This is a genomic window from Acinetobacter sp. YH16053 (genome assembly GCF_013417035.1).
Classification (GTDB): domain Bacteria; phylum Pseudomonadota; class Gammaproteobacteria; order Pseudomonadales; family Moraxellaceae; genus Acinetobacter; species Acinetobacter towneri.
On sequence record NZ_VPEP01000013.1, the window covers coordinates 22,433 to 41,546 of the forward strand.

Consider the following 19,114-nt stretch of genomic DNA (forward strand, 5'->3'; position numbering starts at 1 on the left):
TTTAAAGATACTGATTCATCACGTGAATATGCTCAGTCAAAGAGCCACGATTTTTATACATAATCACTTGAGCATTTTGATTCAGCTGAGCACGCAACGCAGGTTCAAACAACAATTGCGTTAACGTATTTACAGCTTGTTCAGCATCTTCGACCACATACACGGCTTCTGCTGCAACAAACTCATCCACAATACTTTGGAAGTTAAAATAATTTTTGCCCAATACCGTGGCGACATTTAAGGCCAAAGGCTCTAAAATATTATGCCCACCGCCAGGTTCATTCAGCGAACCACCGACATAACAGGCCTGACTTAAGGCGTACCACAACCACATTTCACCCATGCTATCGGCTAAATACACTTGTGTTTCAGGTTGAATCGCTTCAGCCAAGCTACGGCGCTGCATATTAAGTTGCAGTTTTTGTACCTGCATAGCCACTTCATCAAAACGCTCTGGATGGCGCGGCACAACAATACATAACAGTTCAGGATGCTGTGCGAAATAAGGTTTCAGTGCAGTCAATAATTGCTGTTCTTCAGGCGCATGGGTACTGGCAAGGGTAATAATTTTGCGATGTACCAATTGCCATGTCTGTTGCAACTGCGCGGCTTGCTCTACAAAATCTTCTGGTGCAGTAATATCAAATTTAATATTACCCACCACTTTTGTACGCTCGGCAGGCATCCCCAATGCAATAAAACGCTGCTGTGTGGCAGGGTCTTGCGCCAAAAGTTGCTGCAATTTTTGCAACATGCCGCGAGTTAATCCTTTAACTTTGGCATAACCTTTGGCCGATTTTTCCGAAAGCCGCGCATTAATCAACAAACACGGGACTTGAAAATGCTGCGCCTGATCAATCAAATTAGGCCACAATTCTGTTTCGACCAGTGCCAATAATTTAGGCTGATATTTCTGATAAAACTCACGAATTAAATGTACCTGATCGGCAGGTAAATACACAGCTTGAAATAAATCTAAATACGGTGCTTTTAAAAATAATGATTTGGCGCGTGCCTGCCCTGTTTTGGTGGTATTGGTGACTAAAACAGGATGCCCCGCTTTTAAATAATGTTCAATTAGAGGTTGCGCGGCATTGGTTTCTCCCACCGACACCACATGAAACCAAATGGCATGTAAATTTTTAGCGGGCTGAAATGGGCCAAAACGTTCAAGCAGTTCTTGTTGTAATTGCTCAGGATGTTCGGCACGTTTACGAATACGTGACTGATAAATCGGTTTTAACAGCGCCAAGGCTGCGTTATACCAAAATGGAGTAGCCAAAAGATGCGCCCCAAAGAAAGATTATCGGCAAAATATAACAGAGCCACACGCGCATGTTAATTGCATGTGGCGCTATACTGGCTTTTATTCTACAGCGTGTTGTGTTTCCGCCAAAGTTGGATAATCGATATAGCCTTCTGCAACGGCTGTACCAATCATGTTTTCCAGCTTGAGTTCGTTTAAAGGTACATCTGCCAATAAACGCTCATACAAGTCTGGATTGGCAATATACGCCTTACCAAATGACACCGCATCAGCCTTGCCCGAAGCCAATAATTCCACGGCATCAGCACGACTTAAACGCATGTTCGCGATATATGGCACACCGCCTGAACGTACTTTCATTTCTTGGGAAATGCTGTCTTCGGCTAAATATTCGCGGGTAAAGAAAAAGGCGATTTTACGCTGCCCCAATTGCTGCATGACATAGCCAAAGGTTTCACGTGGATCATCATCTCCCATGTCGTGCTCATCGCCACGTGGTGCTAAATGCACACCGACTCGACCTGCGCCCCAGACTTCAATTAAGGCGTCCATCACTTCTAACAAGAAACGCACACGATTTTCAACCGAACCACCGTATTCATCGTCACGTTGGTTGGTTTTGCTTTGCAGGAATTGATCAATCAAATAACCATTGGCTGCATGCAACTCTACCCCATCAAATCCTGCTTCTTTGGCACGGATGGCGGCTTGTTTATATTGCTCGGTAATGGCGTGGATTTCTGAAATTTCTAAGGCACGTGGCAACACATATTCACGTTTAGGACGCAACAAACTGACATAACCTGCTTGTTGTACCGCACTTGCCGATACTGGTGTTGCACCATTGAGTAAATCTGGATGTGAAACACGACCTACATGCCACAGTTGCGCCACAATCAAACCACCTTTGGCATGCACGGCATCGGTAACGAGTTTCCAACCCTGCACTTGAGCATCGGTAAACAATCCTGGGGTATTTAAATAACCATTGGCTTCTTCAGAAATTACCGTTGCTTCTGAAAGAATCAAACCTGCGCTAGCACGCTGTGCATAATATTCCGCCATCATTGGCGTTGGAACACGGTCATCGCTCGCGCGGCTACGGGTTAAAGGTGCCATCACCACACGGTTTTTTAGATGCAGATCACCCAAAACTAAAGGAGAGTCTAATTCAGCCATTTTTGCCTCTAATCTCACAGTTAAAGTGAGTGTTTCAAATATTCGACGTATTGCTGAATGAGTGCTTCATTACGAGAAAAATATGACCATTGTCCGTATTTTTCTGCACGAATAAGACCTGCCTGTTGCAGTACCGATAAATGATTTGACATGGTCGATTGCGACACGTTGCCCAAACGCTCGATGTGTCCTGCACATACACCACGCTTAAAGTCGCCACACTCATCGATCGACAAAAATTGTTCTGGTGCTTTTAACCATTCTAAAATTTGCCGACGGGTAGGATTGGCTAAGGCTTTAAAAATTAAATCGACATCCATCACTCAGACACATATTCGTAAATATAAGCCCAATTCAGCAGCTGTCCTTAATATATCGTATTTTTTCGATATTAATATCGATTTTTTACGATTTATATAAATTTTTTAAGCAACTTCACTGAATTGGGCAGGCTCATTAGGATCTTACAGACCGTAACTTATAGACCCTGCTTTAAACTGGCTTCAATAAACTTGTCTAAATCACCATCTAAAACCGCACCTGTATTTGAAGTTTCCACGCCTGTACGTAAGTCTTTAATACGTGAATCATCCAATACATAAGAACGAATTTGGCTGCCCCAACCAATATCAGACTTCGAGTCTTCAAGTGCTTGAGCCGCCTCATTACGTTTACTCATTTCCAATTCATACAGCTTGGCACGTAATTGTTTCCACGCATGGTCACGGTTGGCGTGTTGCGAACGTTGGTTCTGACAAGCCACCACAATACCTGTAGGTGCGTGGGTTAAACGTACCGCAGAGTCAGTTTTGTTAATGTGCTGACCACCTGCACCTGACGCACGATAAGTATCGGTACGGACATCGGCAGGGTTAATATCAATTTCAATATTGTCATCCACTTCTGGTGAAACGAACACTGCAGAAAATGACGTATGACGACGGTTACCTGAGTCAAATGGCGATTTACGCACTAAACGATGCACACCCGATTCGGTACGCAACCAACCATAGGCATATTCGCCTTCAACGCGAATGGTCGCAGATTTAATCCCTGCCACATCACCATCCGATTCTTCCATCAATTCTGCTTTAAAGCCGTGACGTTCAATCCAGCGCATATACATACGCAACAGCATCGATGCCCAGTCTTGCGCTTCTGTACCACCCGAACCCGCCTGAATTTCGACATAGCATGGGTTTGGATCCATTGGATTACTGAACATACGGCGGAATTCAAGCTTCGCCAGTTCTTCTTCAGCAGAAGTCAATTCAGACTGCACATCCACCAATAAATCTTCATCATCGGCTTCAACAGCTAAGTCCAACATGGCTTGGGCATCTTCTAACTGGGTCGCCAAACCTTCTAGGACATGAATCACGTTTTCAAGCTCGCCCTTTTCTTTGGCCATGGCTTGCGCACGACTTTGATCATTCCAGATTGCAGGATCTTCTAACTCGCGGAGAACCTCTTCTAAACGCTCTTTTTTAAGATCGTAGTCAAAGATACCCCCGTAGTGTTTGACTACGTTCGTTCAAGTCTTTTAATTGGTTTAGATAAGGATTAATTTCCACGTAAATTCTCTCAATTAACAATGAAGCTTATTAGCTGATAATTGTAGCACAGACCTGTTCTGGCATTTCTACCCTGCTGTAAATTCCAGCATAACTTTTCAGCTTTTATAGGTTGAATGCTAAATGTGGTTAAAAATAAAGATCGCTTTAAACTTTTAAAGTGAAAGCCTGATGATATCCGACTTAAAATAGCATGCACGATTAACACGGATATTTATCTTAATGGCCGATCTATCGCCCTGATTTTTTGCCTGACACATTCAGCTGAAAACATGCTTAAAAAGTGGTGTATGGTAATTGCTTCAACCCGCCAAAATAAAACAAAGATGAAACAAGTTTGATGATTTAATGATCAGCTTTAGTAAAATTCACAAAATACACATAGTTTTAATAAAACAAAACATTTAATTATTTCATTTTTATTTCAATCACTTAAACTCAAAATATTACACAAATTTACGCTTGTAACAAAGCGGCAACTTTCCTGTGATTGACGCTGATTTTTTTTCGCCTAGACTAAAAGTTGTAACAAAAAGTTTAACTGTTAACCAGATTTCAGAGGGGTACTTTCCATGAAAAAATTAGCAATCGCATCAGCCCTACTTTCAGCTTTGGCTATCACTGGTACTGCGAACGCATACCAAGCTGAAATTGGTGCATCAGCAGGACTGATTGATCCAGACAACGGCAGTTCAAGCGGTTCATTCGGTGTAGATGGTACTTATTACTTTAACCCTGTACAAACCCGTAATGCACCTTTGGCAGAAGCAGCGTTCCTTGATCGTGCTAGCAACGTAAATGCCAAATACCAATATGACGAAGTTGGCGACAATGAAGCGCATACTTACGGCGTAGGTGCAGAGTACTTTGTACCGAATTCAGACTTTTACTTAAGTGGTAATGTGAGCGGTCATGACTTGAAAGACAATGATGACCTAAACAATGATTTAACCACCTATGGTGTAGAAGTTGGTTATTTACCAGCACCAGGCTTGTTAATCGCAGCAGGTCTTAAAGGTTGGGATAATGACCGTGATGATGGTGTAGACCCGACTTTACGTGCCAAATACGTAACGACACTTTCGAATGGTAAAGACATCAACCTTGAAGCAGGTGCTGCTTTTGGTGATCTCGATGAATACAATCTTGCTGCGGATTACTTCATTGATAAAACGCTAAGTGTAGGTGTCGATTATTACAGCAACGATATCAACGATAATGATGAGTTTGGTGTGAGTGCACGTAAATTCTTTACACCACAAGTCAGTTTGGAAGGTCGTGTAGGCTTTGGTGAAGTTGGTAATGCTGACTACAACCGCTTTGGTGTCGCTGCGAAATATCGCTTCTAAGTTTAGCCTAATTAGATATTCAAATAGCACTCTTCTTCGGAAGGGTGCTTTTTTATGCCTCAAAATAAAGCAGTTAGGTAGAAATAGTGCATTGACTGTATGTTTATTTTCCGTACAATCAGCAACAACTGTAACAAAACAGTCATATTTCTATAACAGAGGGAATCTCAATAATGTTTAAAAAACTTGCGCTTGCAACTGCTCTTCTTGCTGGTTTAAGTACTGCTCATGCATATCAAGCTGAAATCAATGGGGGCTATGAAAACACTGATTTTGATGGAGAAGGTGATTTAGATACATTCTTCATTAATGGCAAATATTATTTAAATGGTGTTCAAGTCAAAAATGCACCTTTAGCTGAAGCAGCGTTCCTAAGTAAAGCTAGCAATATTGGTTTAGGTTATGCTAATGCTAGCGGTGATGGCGACGAAGATATTGATGTTTTAGGCATTAATGGTGAGTTTTTTATTCCTAACACCCAATTTTATGTGAATGGTGCAATTAATCAAACCAAATTTGATGGTGATGATAATACTGGCTATGCTCTTGAAGTTGGTTACTTACCAGTCAATGGTTTATTGTTAGCAGTTGGTGTAGCAGATGAGAGCTTAGATCCAGTTCAAGTTGCGAACTATGGCTTTACCACAAATCTTCTAAATCAAGTAACCGTAGGTGAGGATACTGCTGTATCTTTACGTGCTAAATATGTCACTCAAATTGGCAACCATTTTGCTAACTTTGAAGGCTTATCTTATTTTGGTGATGAAACAACTTATCGCTTAGGCGCTGATCTTTATATCGACCCAACTTTAAGTGTAGGTATTTCTATTGCAGACTCAACTGCTGATGATTCTGATACTGTTTTTGGCGTTCGTGCACAAAAATTCTTTACCCCAACAATTGCAGTTGGCGTAAATTACACAACAGTTGATGAAATCGATTCATTCGGCATCAATGGTACATTCCGCTTCTAATTCCATAAATTAAAAGCAAAAAAATCCGCTCAAATTTGAGCGGATTTTTTTATTTAGATTGCTCCAAATGCACAATCTGCAGTTGTAAACTGACATTGCCATTAAACACATTGCGCTCTAATTCATAAACCAAACGTACATCATCCAACATCGGGTTAAATTCAAATTTGTCTTTAGCACCAAACGCAATCGCATCAACCACTTGCCCATTATCCAATGCCAAACGCAATTTTAAATGACTGTCCTTCAACCATCTAAAATCGACCACTTTAAACCGCCCTTCAAACACAGGCTGCGGAAATTTCTGTCCCCAAGGTGCCAACTGCTGCAATAAATCCACAGTGTGTAAATGAAAAGCCTCTTGCGGCAATTCACCATCTGTCCACAGCACAGCATGAAATAAATCTGCATCCATTTGCGCAATGATCTGTTCAAAGACCTGTTTAAATTCTGCAAAGTGCGCCTTTTTAATGGTCAAACCTGCCGCAGCCGCATGTCCACCAAAATGACTCACCAAATGTGGATATTGCTCTGCAACCAATTCAATGGTGTCACGTATGTGAATCCCCTCAATTGAACGGGCAGAGCCTTTAATATGCTCACCATCTTCATCGGCAGCAAATACAATCGCAGGGCGATGAAACTGTTCTTTTAAACGTCCTGCGACAATTCCAATCACACCTTGGTGCCAATGTTCTTCAAACATGATCAAGGCATGCGGTAAATCACTTTGATCTAACTGCAGCTTTTCCAATTCTGCCAGTGCATCCTGTTTAATTTGCCCTTCAACCTGACGACGTTCCTGATTCAAAGCATTTAACTGACGCGCCAAAGCATAGGCACTTTGCGTATCCGTTGCCAATAAACACTCGATTCCAATGTCCATGGTTTCCATGCGCCCTGCGGCATTAATACGTGGTCCCAAGACAAAGCCCAAATCTTGTGCTTTAAGCTGTGCGGGTTCACGTCCTGCCAAATCCAGCAATGCACTAATCCCAGGACGACATAAATTCTGCTGTATCCGTTTTAAGCCTGCATCCACCAAAATACGGTTGTTATAATCCAGACTAGCGACATCGGCATAGGTGCCCAAGGCCACCAAATCTAAATATTGCGTTAAATTTGCAGCAGATTTGCCCTGTTTTTTACGCTGACTGGATAAGTTCGCCAACACATAAAATGCCACGCCCACACCTGCCAAAGCTTTACTTGGAAAATCACAACCCAATTGATTCGGATTCACCACAGCCTCTGCATTTGGAGTGGCTTTTGTAGTGAGGTGGTGATCGGTGATGATGACCTGCATCCCCAAAGCTTGCGCACGCTCCACACCTTCATGACTGGAAATTCCGTTATCTACCGTAATTAATAAATCAGGTGCATAACGCTCAAAAGCCAAATCGGCAATGGCGGGGGTTAAGCCATAACCATATTTAAAACGGTCAGGTACTAAATACTGCACGTGTGCGCCCATTTCGCGCAATGCCAAAATCATGAGTGTGGTACTGGTCGCGCCATCGGCATCGTAATCGCCCACAATTACAATTTTTTTCTGCTGATCAATCGCTTGATCCATCAGCTGAATGGCGTCAGGTAGACCTTTCATATTTGGAGCAAGTAAGTGCTTCAGTTTAAGTTCTAGTTCCTGCTCAGACGCAACACCACGGCGCGCTAAAATTTGAGCAACAAATGTAGAGACGCCCTGAAAGTTTTCAGGGCGTGTAAGTAAAGGTCTTTGTTTTATTAGAATTTTTGACATAGTTTCCAGTGATTTAAGGCATCAAGCGTTGTAGTTTCCACTCACCTTCAATTTTTTCATAAGCTAAGCGGTCATGCAAACGGTTCGGACGGCCTTGCCAAAATTCGTAATAATCAGGCTGCAAGCGGTAACCGCCCCAAAATATAGGTTTTTGCAATTCAGATTGATCGCCCACTTGGGCATGCAAGTCTTGGAAACGCGCCTGTAGTTCTTCACGGCTGGCAATCACACCACTTTGCGGAGTGCTAATATGCGCAGCGATTTGGTTGTCACGTGGGCGTTTGTGATAATACGCTGTCGATTCTTGCTCATCAATTTTTTCGACATAACCGCTGACACGAATCTGACGTTCCAGTTCAGGCCAGTAAAATAACAATTCAGCATAAGGATTGGCCGCTAAATCCAACCCTTTTTGACTGTCATAATTGGTATAAAAGTCATAGCCTGCTTCGGTGGCTCCACGCAGCAACACAGTACGCACATGCGGACGACCTTGCGCATTGGCAGTCGCCAATGACATCGCATACGGTTCATGCAGCTTGGCTTCTAAGGCATGGTTAAACCAATTCAAAAACTGAATATGCGGATTGGCACTGACCTGTGCTTCTAGCAATTCACCTTTTTGGTAACTTAAACGCAGCTCACTTAAATCTTTAATTAAATCACTCACGATTACCCCCTTTAGACGGCATGACGACGTACAGCATCGGCTAAATCTTTCGCCAATGCCTCCACTTCAGCCAAATCATCACCTTCCACCATGACACGAATCACAGGTTCAGTGCCCGATTTACGAATCAATAAACGTCCACGACCTTTCAGCTGTTCCGTGGCACGGTCAAACTCTTCCACCAAGGCAGGAACAGTATATGGGTCAAACATATTTGCTAAACGCACATTTTCCAGCACATTTGGCAACAGTTTAAAATCTGCCACCAATTCATGCAGGGCTTTATTTTGTTCGACCATCACCGTTAACACTTGTAAGGCAGCAATAATTGCATCACCTGTGGTGCTCTTGTCCAAAGTCAAAATATGCCCCGATGGCTCACCACCAATAACCCAGCCATTTTTTTCCAGACCTTGTAGCACGTAACGGTCACCGACATTGGCACGCAATAATGGTACTTGGGCTTTTTCCAACGCCAATTCCAATGCCATATTGCTCATTAACGTCCCGACAATACCTGCAGGTTTTTTCGAGCCTTGTGTGGCAAGAATATATAAAATGTGGTCGCCATCAATTTGCTTGCCTTGACTGTCCACCAAAATCACACGGTCTGCATCACCATCAAATGCAACCCCCAAGTCCGCCTGATGCTCAAGCACTGCTTTTTGCAAACTTTCAGGATGGGTTGAGCCGCAATTTTCGTTGATGTTTAAACCATTCGGTTCATTGTGAATGGCAATCACTTTCGCGCCTAATTCACGAAATACCGCAGGGCCAACATTGTAGGCAGCACCATTGGCGCAATCGACCACAATAGTGAGGTCATTTAAATCTAAATGATATGGAAAGGTCGATTTACAAAACTCGATGTAACGCCCATTGGCATCTTTGACACGAACACTTTTACCCAAGTTGGCCGTATCTTCAATTTTTAATTCTTGCTGCAATTCTTGGTTAATTTCTTCTTGCAAGGCATCTGGCAGCTTTTTCCCTTCGCCCGAGAAGAATTTAATCCCGTTATCAAAATATGGATTATGCGATGCTGAAATCACAATACCTAAACTGGCATGCAAAGCACGGGTTAAGTGTGCAATGGCGGGCGTAGGCAAAGGACCGAGCAAATGCACATAGACACCTGCGGCATTTAAACCCGCCTGTAATGCTGCTTCTAAAATATAGCCTGAAAGACGTGTATCTTTACCCAATACCACAATAGGTTTATTTTTTTTGGTGTGTTTTTTTAAAACTTTACCTGCTGCAAAACCTAGTTTTAATGCAAAATCAGGTGTAATTGGTAACTCTCCAAACTTCCCTCGAATGCCGTCTGTACCAAAATAACTCATATTGTTCTCACTTCTTAGGGGTGATCTTTATCATCACTTTTTTACTGCGAGTTACTTTACACCAAAAATGAAAAAGCCGTCACATTGATGACGGCTTTTATTTGAAAATGCTACTAAATATCAACCAACGCGATAGTTCATATTAACCAACGCGATAGTTCGGCGCTTCTTTAGTAATCGTCACATCATGCACGTGAGATTCCTGCATACCTGCTGCAGTAATCTTCACGAATTTAGCATTTTGGCGTAGATCTTCAATGGTTGAAGAACCTGTATAACCCATAGATGAACGTAAACCACCCATCATCTGATGCACGATGTTGCCCATTGGGCCTTTGTACGGTACACGACCTTCAATACCTTCTGGTACAAGTTTTTCTGCACCTGCTTTCGAGTCTTGGAAATAACGGTCTGCAGAACCTGTTGCACCCGCCATTGCACCCAATGAACCCATACCACGGTATGCTTTGTAGTAACGACCTTGGAAGAATTCAACTTCGCCCGGTGCTTCTTCAGTACCAGCAAGCAATGAACCCACCATAATGGTACTTGCACCTGCACCAATCGCTTTGGCCATATCACCAGAGAAGCGAATACCACCATCGGCAATTAATGGAATCTGTTCTTTCAATGCATTGGCAACAGCGTCAATTGCAGAGATTTGCGGCATACCAATACCTGCCACAATACGTGTGGTACAGATTGAACCTGGGCCAATCCCCACTTTCACTGCGTCTGCGCCTGCATCTAACAATGCCAAAGCAGCATCGCCAGTTGCAATGTTACCGCCAATTACTTGAACTTGTGGATAGTTAGCTTTTACCCAACGTACACGCTCAATTACGCCTGCAGAGTGACCGTGTGCAGTATCAACCACAATCGCATCGACACCTGCTTCAACCAATGCTTCTACACGGCTTGGTGTTTCTGCGCCTGTACCCACTGCAGCACCCACACGTAAACGACCTAAGTCATCTTTACAGCTGTTTGGATACAATTCTGCTTTACGGAAATCAGTGACCGTAATTAAGCCTTTTAATTCCTGCTGGTCATTCACCACCAAGACTTTTTCAATACGATGCTGTTGCAATAAAGCTTGAATGTTTTCTTTAGATTCGTCTTCGCGTACTGTCACTAAACGATCTTGACCTGTCATGATGTTGCTGACAGGTTGCTCAAGGTTGGTTTCAAAACGTGTATCACGTCCTGTCACAATACCGACAACTTTGCCATCTTTTACTACAGGTACACCGCTAATATTATTGGCTTGAGTCAGCGCAATCAATTCACGTACTGTAGTTTCTGGCGTTACGGTAATCGGGTCTTTCACCATACCCGCTTCAAATTTTTTCACACGGCGCACTTCGGCTGCTTGCGCAACGATGTCCATGTTTTTATGCAAAATACCAATACCACCGTTTTGCGCCATCGCAATTGCCATACGAGATTCAGTCACCGTATCCATTGCTGCTGAAACCAAAGGAATATTCAGGTCAATGCCGCGCGTAAAACGTGTCTTTAAGGAGACATCTTTTGGGAGAACAGTAGAATAGGCAGGGAGTAATAAGACATCATCGAAGGTTAACGCTTCTTGAACGATGGTCAGCATAACAGTCTCACTGGTAATTTCCGTGAGCCATTATAAACAAATCTGGGCACAAATTTCATTTGTTCTCTAAGAAATATTTTTTATTCTGCCCTTCTGGGGGATGCGACATGAAAAAATCGGTAATTTTCATCTAAAAATTGAAGTTTTCATCCTTAGTTTGCTTTTTAGCCGTGCAGGTTTAAAACTTGCGATGTTTCATTTTTCAGGCAGATAAAGCCGCTTCAATGTGAACCATGATTGGCTATTTATCCAAAATTAGCCGTAAAAAAAAGCAAAGCCGCAGCTTTGCTTTTTCAATCTGGATTGCGATCAACAACTTAAAGCACCATTAAACCACTTGATCGAAGTCATCATCATTCACAGAAATGGCTGGATCGACTTGCACAAATGGAATCATGTTATGCGCACGACGTGCTTTATTGCATTGATCATCGGCAATTTGCACTTCTTTACAAGAGCTGCTGCGTAATTCATAAATCCCGCAGCTCACTTGCTGTCCAACTTCACCTTCTAAAGCGACACAACGCGGCTGACTCTGATTGGTACCACACATGCATGAATAGACTGCTGTTACTGGTTCCGTGTAGTGCTCAGGCATATTCATGCCTTCAGCCCAATAAAATGAAACACGGAAATAAGCGCAACACGCGCCGCAGCTTAAGCAGGCATCTGCTGTAGGTACTTGAGACAACATTCGTTAAGTTCTCGTCATCAAAAAAATCGTTTTTGGGCGAAAATCTTAAAAAAAGTTGTTTTTGCACTCAAGTTTTTTTTACAGTTTTTTCAGCTTTTTTTGTCGCTTATTCAGGGCAGCTAAAAACGTGTTCGTCCATCAAATCGACGCCACATTCCAATGTTTCAATCCAGTCTAAGAATTGATTCACCTGTTCTTTGCCCACAAATGGCGTACCGTGTTGCGGCACAATCATTTCAACGTCCATGGTGCGTACCATATTCACCCAGAGGCGAATCACTTTATTGGAACACATATAGCGCTGATGGAAGCCTTTCATCGCAGGAATATGCGCAGCAAAATCAGTCAATGGAATTGAAGCATCTTCCACCATTGACGCACCCATATCACCAGAAAATAAAATTTTGGCGATAGGATCATAAAACTGGAAATTACCAACAGAGTGTAAGAAATGCGCAGGCACAGCAATAATTTTAGACTCACCCAAAGGAATTGCCTGACCTTCATCTGGCAGTTCCACCAAACGATCTAACCAGTTGCCTTTCATACGGTCGCTCATAAAAGATGAGCTTAAGTGCGGCAAGAAACGCGCCCACAATTTTGATGCTACGATTTTTGCTTCGGTATAGACCAACCAACGCGGCATTGAAGTGATGATGTCTGGGTCTTGGTGCGATGCCATGACATAGTCAAGATTGGTCAAACGGGTATATTTGTTTAATTCCATGGTCAGTGGTACATAGGTCAGGTCGCCACCTGGGTCTAGCACTGCCGCACGGTTATTATCAAGGATCAGAAATTGGTTGGCCTGAACACCTTCACCTTTGACCAAACTGGTAAAACTAATACATTTATGTGTCCCATTATCAAATAAGACCTGCGATGTTGTACGGTCAAATGCCATAACCAATCCCCAATTTTTCATTTTAAAAATAGATTTTCTATCACTGAATAACATATAGCTATTTATGGAAAGTTACAATAAATAAAATGGCTCAGATTATCTGAAATATCAGTGAATTGCAGTACCATTCACATAAATAAATCCCGAGCAGTTTGCTCAGGATTTATGCATTTTAATGAATAATTTAGAATAAATAATGTTGCGCCAAAGTCGACACACCAATAATTAGGAAAATCAGTGCACCAATTTTATGAATTAAAGCAATTGGCAATCGGGTCGCTAATTTATTGCCAATAAATACCGCAGGTGCATTGGCCAGCATCATCCCCAAAGTGGTTCCAAGCATGACCCAAAACACGCTGTCATAACGTGCGGCTAAAGCCACTGTGGCAATTTGAGTTTTATCGCCAATTTCTGCCAAAAAGAACAATACAAAGGTCGCGCCAAATACACCGTATTTTTGCCACTTGTTGATGCTTTCAGTTTCATCATCTAGCTGGTCTGGAATAAGCATCCAAATCGCCATGCCAATAAAACCTAAAGACAAAATCCACAATAAAATTTCTGGGCTAAGTACCGTGGTAATCCACTGCCCCAAAACTGCAGAAAGTCCGTGGTTAATGAGTGTTGCCAGTAAAATAGCAACCAAGATTGGAGCAGGTTTACGAAAACGTGCCGCGAGTAATAAAGCCAGTAATTGGGTTTTATCACCCATTTCGGCTAAGGCGACAATGGCAGTCGAGATGAGGAATTCATACATGATGTTTTTCTCTGGCTAGCACACATACCAATGACCTATCCCTCCTGCTAGCCAAAATCTGCAGAGTGATAAATCAAAGGTCTTGCCAACAAAAGAAAGCTTGAAAAAGCAGACTTGGTTCTTTGCTATGATGACCATGTTCTGTGGAACAAATATGTTGACCATCACCTTTTTACTGCATTCAGTTTGAACAGAAATTAGTAAAAAGCGGCTACTCCCCAATGAAGTAAAGCTATTCTAAACGGAATACTGCAGTTAAGCAAATTTAGCCGAGTAACGGCAGTGACAAAAAACCCTGCCGCAGCAGGGTTTTATAAAGCTTTTCTGAGTTTAGAGCAGCAAGCTACGAATATCTGCCAACAATTGCGTCAGTTTATGGGTAAAACGTGCTGCATCTGCGCCATTAATCACCCGATGGTCATACGACAATGACAACGGCAACATCAAGCGCGGATCAAAACCTTCACCATTCCAGACAGGCTGCATGGTCGCTGGTGAAATACCCAAAATCGCAACCTGTGGCCAGTTCACTAACGGCGTAAATGCCGTACCACCAATCGAACCTAAACTGGTGATAGTAAAGTTTGCACCTTGTAAATCTTTAGGCGACAACTTTTTATCACGCGCTTTTTGGCTCAACTCGCCCAGTTCGATCGCAATTTGTTTAATCGATTTCTGATCTGGATTGCGTAGCACAGGCACGGTTAAACCATCAGGGGTTGCCACGGCAATGCCCATGTGGATTTCTTTACGCAGCAGCACAGACTTTTGATCATCTGCCAAATGCGCAGCGAAATACGGTTCATCTTTCAGCAAATGCGCTACAGCTTTGGCAATGAACGCCAAAATGGTCAAGCTAACACCTTCTTTTTTGAAGTTAGCTTTCAATTCACTGCGCCACGCTTCTAGCTCAGTAATATCGGCCAAATCAAATTGCGTGACTTGTGGAATGTAATTGTTCAGGGACAATTGCGGAATTGACACTTGTTGTAAGCGCGTCAAACCTTTTTCTTCCACGCCACCAAATGCACTAAAATCAGGCAACTTTGGCAAACCTGTAACTTGCTGTGTTGTAGCAGCGACAGGAGCAGTCTGCGGCGCAGTAAGACGCGCTTTAACATAAGCCTTCAAGTCTTCTTTGAGTACACGCGCATGTGGGCCAGTGGCTTTGACATCGGCCAAGACCACCCCTAACTCACGCGCCAGTTTACGTACCGCAGGGCCTGCATAGACTTTTGCATTGGCTTCATTTTGTGCTTTGCTGAGCTTGTCCGCATTTGCAGGTTCAGCTGCCGCCTCTGCTTGAGCCGTTACTGTAGCAGGTGTTGGACTTGCTGCAGTCACAGAGGCTGTAGGTGCCTGATGTGCCGCAGCGGTTGCTGTGCTTTGCTTGGTGATACTCACCAAGGCATTGCCCTGTGTAACACTTTGCCCCAATTCCACATGAATGGCTTGAATGACCCCAGCAGTTGTACTAGGGACTTCCACTGTGGCTTTATCTGACTCCACCACAATCAGGCTTTGATCTGCACTGACTGTATCACCGACTTGTACTAAAATTTCTGCAACCGTGGCTTTATCTACGCCTAAATCAGGTACAGATACATCTACCTGAGCAGATGCTGTTTGTGATGGCGTAGATGCTGTTGAAGCTTCTTCTGCTACCAGTTCTGCTTTTGGCGCTTGAACTGACTGTGCTTGTGTCGCTGCAGTAGTAACTGCTGTTTTCACAGTGAGAATCACCACACCTTCTTTTACAGTATCGCCAGTGGTCACCGCAATAGCAGTCACTGTACCCGACACTGTACTTGGCACTTCTACTGTGGCTTTATCCGATTCCACCACAATCAGGCTTTGATCTACCTCAATGGCATCACCCACTTGTACCAAAATTTCACCAACCACCGCTTTTTCCACGCCAATGTCAGGCACTTGCACATCAACTTCTTGCGTGGTTGCAGATGCAGCTGTGCTTGGCGCTTCAGTAGCAACTTGTTCCGTTAGCTCCTCAGCAGTCTGTACTTCAGCTTGTGGGGCAGGTTCTGCAACTACAGAGCTTTGTGCATCGGCTTCGAGTTCAACCAAAACTGCACCTTCGGCAACTTCATCACCCTGCTGCACTAAAATACTTTTGACTACCCCTGCGGCAGTGCTAGGTACTTCCACTGAGGCTTTGTCAGATTCCAGTAAAACAATGCTGTCATCAACTGCAATTGTGTCGCCAACTTTGACCAGAATTTCAGCAACTGTGGCTTTATCGACACCAATATCAGGCGTTTGAATTTGCATGATCAGTGCTCCTCTTTGTAGTCAGCAACCGCTTGTACTTCAGGAACCGCTTGCGGTGCCCACGCTACAGGACGGTCGGTATCCAACTCAAAGGTCGAAATCGCATCTTTGACTAAACGCGCATCGACTTCGCCCTCATCTGCTAACTTTTTCAAGGTTGCTACCACAATGTGTGCTGCATCCACACCAAAGTAGCTACGCAAGTTGCCACGGGTATCTGAGCGGCCATATCCATCTGTACCTAAGGCAACAAATGGTCGATTGTCTGGCAAGTATGCTCGAATTTGCTCGCTATAGACGCGCATGTGATCGGTTGCAGACACTACAATACCATCTGTACCTCGCAGTTGTTGCGACACCCATGGCTCTTTGCTTTCTTCTGCCAGTGGATGCAAGCGGTTGTATTCTTCACACGCCATACCATCACGTGCCAATTCGTTAAAACTGGTCACACTGTAGACGTTGGCATGAATTTGATACTCTTCACGCAAGATTTTCGCAGCTTTGATCACTTCACGTAAAATCACGCCCGAACCTAGCAATTGAACAGTGGCTTTTTCATCTTCCTGCAGTAAATACATACCACGTTTAATACCTTCTTCAACACCTTGTGGCATTTCAGGATGCTCGTAGTTTTCGTTCATAACGGTTAAGTAATAGAACACACGCTCCTGATTCACATACATACGCTGCAAACCATCATGCACAATCACCGCAAGCTCATAGCCAAAACATGGGTCATAAGACACACAGTTTGGAATGGTGTTGGCTAAAATATGTGAATGACCATCTTGGTGTTGCAAGCCTTCACCATTCAGTGTGGTACGCCCTGCAGTCGCTCCTAACAAGAAGCCTTGAGCCTGTGCATCGCCCGCAGCCCATGCAATATCACCAATACGCTGGAAACCAAACATAGAGTAATACATATACATTGGAATCATAGGCAGGTTATTGGTTGAATAACTGGTGCCTAACGCCGCCCAAGCACTCATCGCACCCGCTTCGTTAATGCCTTCTTGCAGCATGTGACCGTCTTTGGCTTCACGATAATGCATCAATTGTTCTTGGTCTTCAGGGGTGTATTTTTGCCCATGTGCGGCATAAATACCCAGTTGACGGAACATGCCTTCTAAACCGAAAGTACGTGCTTCATCGGGTACAATGGGTACCACACGGTCTTTAATGGCTTTTTCTTTCAGCAAAGCAGAAATTAAACGCACCATCACCATCGTCGTAGATTGTTCTTTGCCACCTGAACCCGCCAAGACTGAATCGAAAACTGATAATTCAGGAATTTGTAAAGCTTCGCTGTCTTTACGACGCGCAGGCAAATAACCACCCAACGCTTCGCGACGCGCTTTCATGTATTTTAATTCAGGCGAGTTTTCACTTGGACGATAGAACGGCACTTCTTCGAGTTGCTCATCACTAAATGGCAAGTTAAAGCGGTCACGTACATATTTTAAAGAGTCCAACTGCATTTTTTTGATTTGGTGAGTTTTGTTCACCGCTTCAATTTCATCAGACAAACCATAACCTTTTACCGTTTTGGCTAAAATTACCGTTGGCTGACCTTTGGCCTTACATGCTTCCGCATAAGCCGCAAACACTTTGTACGGATCGTGACCACCACGGTTCAGGTTATCAATATCTTCATCGCTTAAATCTTTAACCAGTTCTTTGGCTTCAGGATACTTGCCAAAGAATTTCTCACGTGCGTAGGCACCACCTTTCACTTGTAAGCGCTGATAATCACCATCCACCGCTTCTTCCATAATGGCTCTTAATGCACCTGTGTCGTCTTTGTCTAATAAAGCATCCCAATGACGCCCCCAGACCACTTTAATCACGCGCCAACCTGCGCCACGGAATAACGACTCAAGTTCTTGAATGATTTTACCGTTACCGCGTACAGGGCCATCTAAACGCTGTAAGTTACAGTTCACCACCCAAATCAGGTTATCTAGCTTTTCACGACCTGCCAGTGAAATTGCACCCAAACTTTCTGGCTCATCCATTTCACCATCGCCTAGATATGCCCAGACTTTACGGTCTTCTTCTTTAATTAAACCGCGGTTCATTAAGTATTTTTGAATATGTGCCTGATAAATTGACATGATTGGACCCAGACCCATCGACACCGTTGGGAACTGCCAATAGTCAGGCATTAAATAAGGATGTGGATAGCTAGGTAAACCGTTACCGCCCACTTCACGGCGGAAATTATTCAATTGATCTTCGGTTAAACGCCCTTCTAAAAATGAACGGGCATAAATACCGGGTGCACAGTGACCTTGGTAGTAGATCATATCACCGCCAAAATGATCACTATTGGCACGGAAGAAATGGTTAAAACCAACATCATACAATGTTGCTGAAGATGCGAAACTTGCAAGGTGACCACCTAAATCATCACCTGTTTTATTGGCACGCAATACCATTGCCAACGCATTCCAGCGAATCAGGGCGCGAATACGACGCTCCATATCCTGATCGCCCGGCATGGCAGGTTGTTCTTCCACTGAAATGGTATTGAGGTAAGGAGTATTTAATCGCTGAATGGGTACATGCTTTGCAATTGCACGTTGGTACAGTTTTTCGAGTAAAAATGCTGCCCGTTCAGTACCCATATGTTGTAACACAGCATCAAAGGCGTCTTGCCATTCTTGGGTTTCTTGTGAGTCCGTATCACCGTAAAACGCCATAATTCACTATTCCTAAGCCTAATCGTATGCTTTATATG

General features: G+C 43.5%; 15 protein-coding genes and 1 riboswitch. Of the genes, 2 read left to right on the forward strand and 13 right to left on the reverse strand.

The annotated features are described in order from the left end of the window. Window position 1: 1 nt before the first annotated feature. From FTV43_RS10275 to prfB, 4 genes are all read right to left on the reverse strand, one after another. Window positions 2-1,282, reverse strand: coding sequence for a 3-deoxy-D-manno-octulosonic acid transferase (locus tag FTV43_RS10275; protein WP_179995421.1), 1,281 nt, complete (start codon window positions 1,280-1,282; stop codon window positions 2-4). Window positions 1,283-1,366: 84 nt separating this feature from the next. Continuing rightward, entirely contained in the window at window positions 1,367-2,446 is a 1,080-nt protein-coding gene (locus FTV43_RS10280) for an alkene reductase (RefSeq protein ID WP_179995422.1), read from the reverse strand. Between the two features lie 20 nt (window positions 2,447-2,466). After that, window positions 2,467-2,766, reverse strand: a complete 300-nt coding sequence (locus FTV43_RS10285) for a helix-turn-helix transcriptional regulator (RefSeq protein WP_016658749.1) — start codon at window positions 2,764-2,766, stop codon at window positions 2,467-2,469. A 158-nt stretch (window positions 2,767-2,924) separates the two neighbouring features. Further along, window positions 2,925-4,020, reverse strand: a protein-coding gene (gene prfB, locus FTV43_RS10290; RefSeq protein ID WP_096901669.1) for a peptide chain release factor 2 whose coding sequence is annotated in 2 segments (ribosomal slippage) — window positions 2,925-3,947 and window positions 3,949-4,020 — 1,095 coding nt in all. Because the reading frame shifts where the segments join, the coding sequence is not laid out codon by codon here. A gap of 572 nt (window positions 4,021-4,592) precedes the next feature. Between prfB and FTV43_RS10295 the strand changes: the two genes are divergently transcribed. Next, entirely contained in the window at window positions 4,593-5,369 is a 777-nt protein-coding gene (locus FTV43_RS10295; RefSeq protein ID WP_179995423.1) for a putative porin, read from the forward strand. Window positions 5,370-5,542: 173 nt separating this feature from the next. Beyond that, a complete protein-coding gene (locus FTV43_RS10300; protein WP_179995424.1) occupies window positions 5,543-6,343 on the forward strand; it encodes a putative porin in 801 nt (266 codons plus the stop codon). A gap of 49 nt (window positions 6,344-6,392) precedes the next feature. On the opposite strand, the gene recJ is transcribed toward FTV43_RS10300, so the two are convergent. The 9 genes from recJ to aceE form a co-directional block, all read right to left on the reverse strand. Beyond that, window positions 6,393-8,102, reverse strand: coding sequence for a single-stranded-DNA-specific exonuclease RecJ (recJ, locus tag FTV43_RS10305; protein ID WP_179995425.1), 1,710 nt, complete (start codon window positions 8,100-8,102; stop codon window positions 6,393-6,395). Window positions 8,103-8,115: 13 nt separating this feature from the next. Further along, entirely contained in the window at window positions 8,116-8,772 is a 657-nt protein-coding gene (pdxH, locus tag FTV43_RS10310) for a pyridoxamine 5'-phosphate oxidase (protein WP_096901662.1), read from the reverse strand. An 11-nt stretch (window positions 8,773-8,783) separates the two neighbouring features. Continuing rightward, window positions 8,784-10,115 carry a phosphoglucosamine mutase gene (glmM, locus tag FTV43_RS10315; RefSeq protein ID WP_179995426.1) on the reverse strand — a complete coding sequence of 444 codons (1,332 nt, stop codon included), beginning with the start codon at window positions 10,113-10,115 and terminating at the stop codon, window positions 8,784-8,786. A gap of 142 nt (window positions 10,116-10,257) precedes the next feature. After that, window positions 10,258-11,724, reverse strand: coding sequence for an IMP dehydrogenase (gene guaB / locus FTV43_RS10320; protein WP_004974257.1), 1,467 nt, complete (start codon window positions 11,722-11,724; stop codon window positions 10,258-10,260). A 328-nt stretch (window positions 11,725-12,052) separates the two neighbouring features. Further along, window positions 12,053-12,418, reverse strand: coding sequence for a YkgJ family cysteine cluster protein (locus FTV43_RS10325; protein WP_004974255.1), 366 nt, complete (start codon window positions 12,416-12,418; stop codon window positions 12,053-12,055). Window positions 12,419-12,524: 106 nt separating this feature from the next. Then, on the reverse strand, window positions 12,525-13,322 hold the full coding sequence (locus FTV43_RS10330) for an MBL fold metallo-hydrolase (RefSeq protein WP_178318896.1): 798 nt from the start codon (window positions 13,320-13,322) through the stop codon (window positions 12,525-12,527). A 184-nt stretch (window positions 13,323-13,506) separates the two neighbouring features. After that, a complete protein-coding gene (locus tag FTV43_RS10335; protein ID WP_004974251.1) occupies window positions 13,507-14,082 on the reverse strand; it encodes a TMEM165/GDT1 family protein in 576 nt (191 codons plus the stop codon). Between the two features lie 72 nt (window positions 14,083-14,154). Then, window positions 14,155-14,314, reverse strand: a riboswitch (yybP-ykoY riboswitch). Window positions 14,315-14,412: 98 nt separating this feature from the next. Further along, entirely contained in the window at window positions 14,413-16,371 is a 1,959-nt protein-coding gene (locus FTV43_RS10340; RefSeq protein WP_179995427.1) for a 2-oxo acid dehydrogenase subunit E2, read from the reverse strand. A gap of 2 nt (window positions 16,372-16,373) precedes the next feature. Next, on the reverse strand, window positions 16,374-19,076 hold the full coding sequence (gene aceE / locus FTV43_RS10345) for a pyruvate dehydrogenase (acetyl-transferring), homodimeric type (RefSeq protein WP_179995428.1): 2,703 nt from the start codon (window positions 19,074-19,076) through the stop codon (window positions 16,374-16,376). Window positions 19,077-19,114: the final 38 nt, after the last annotated feature.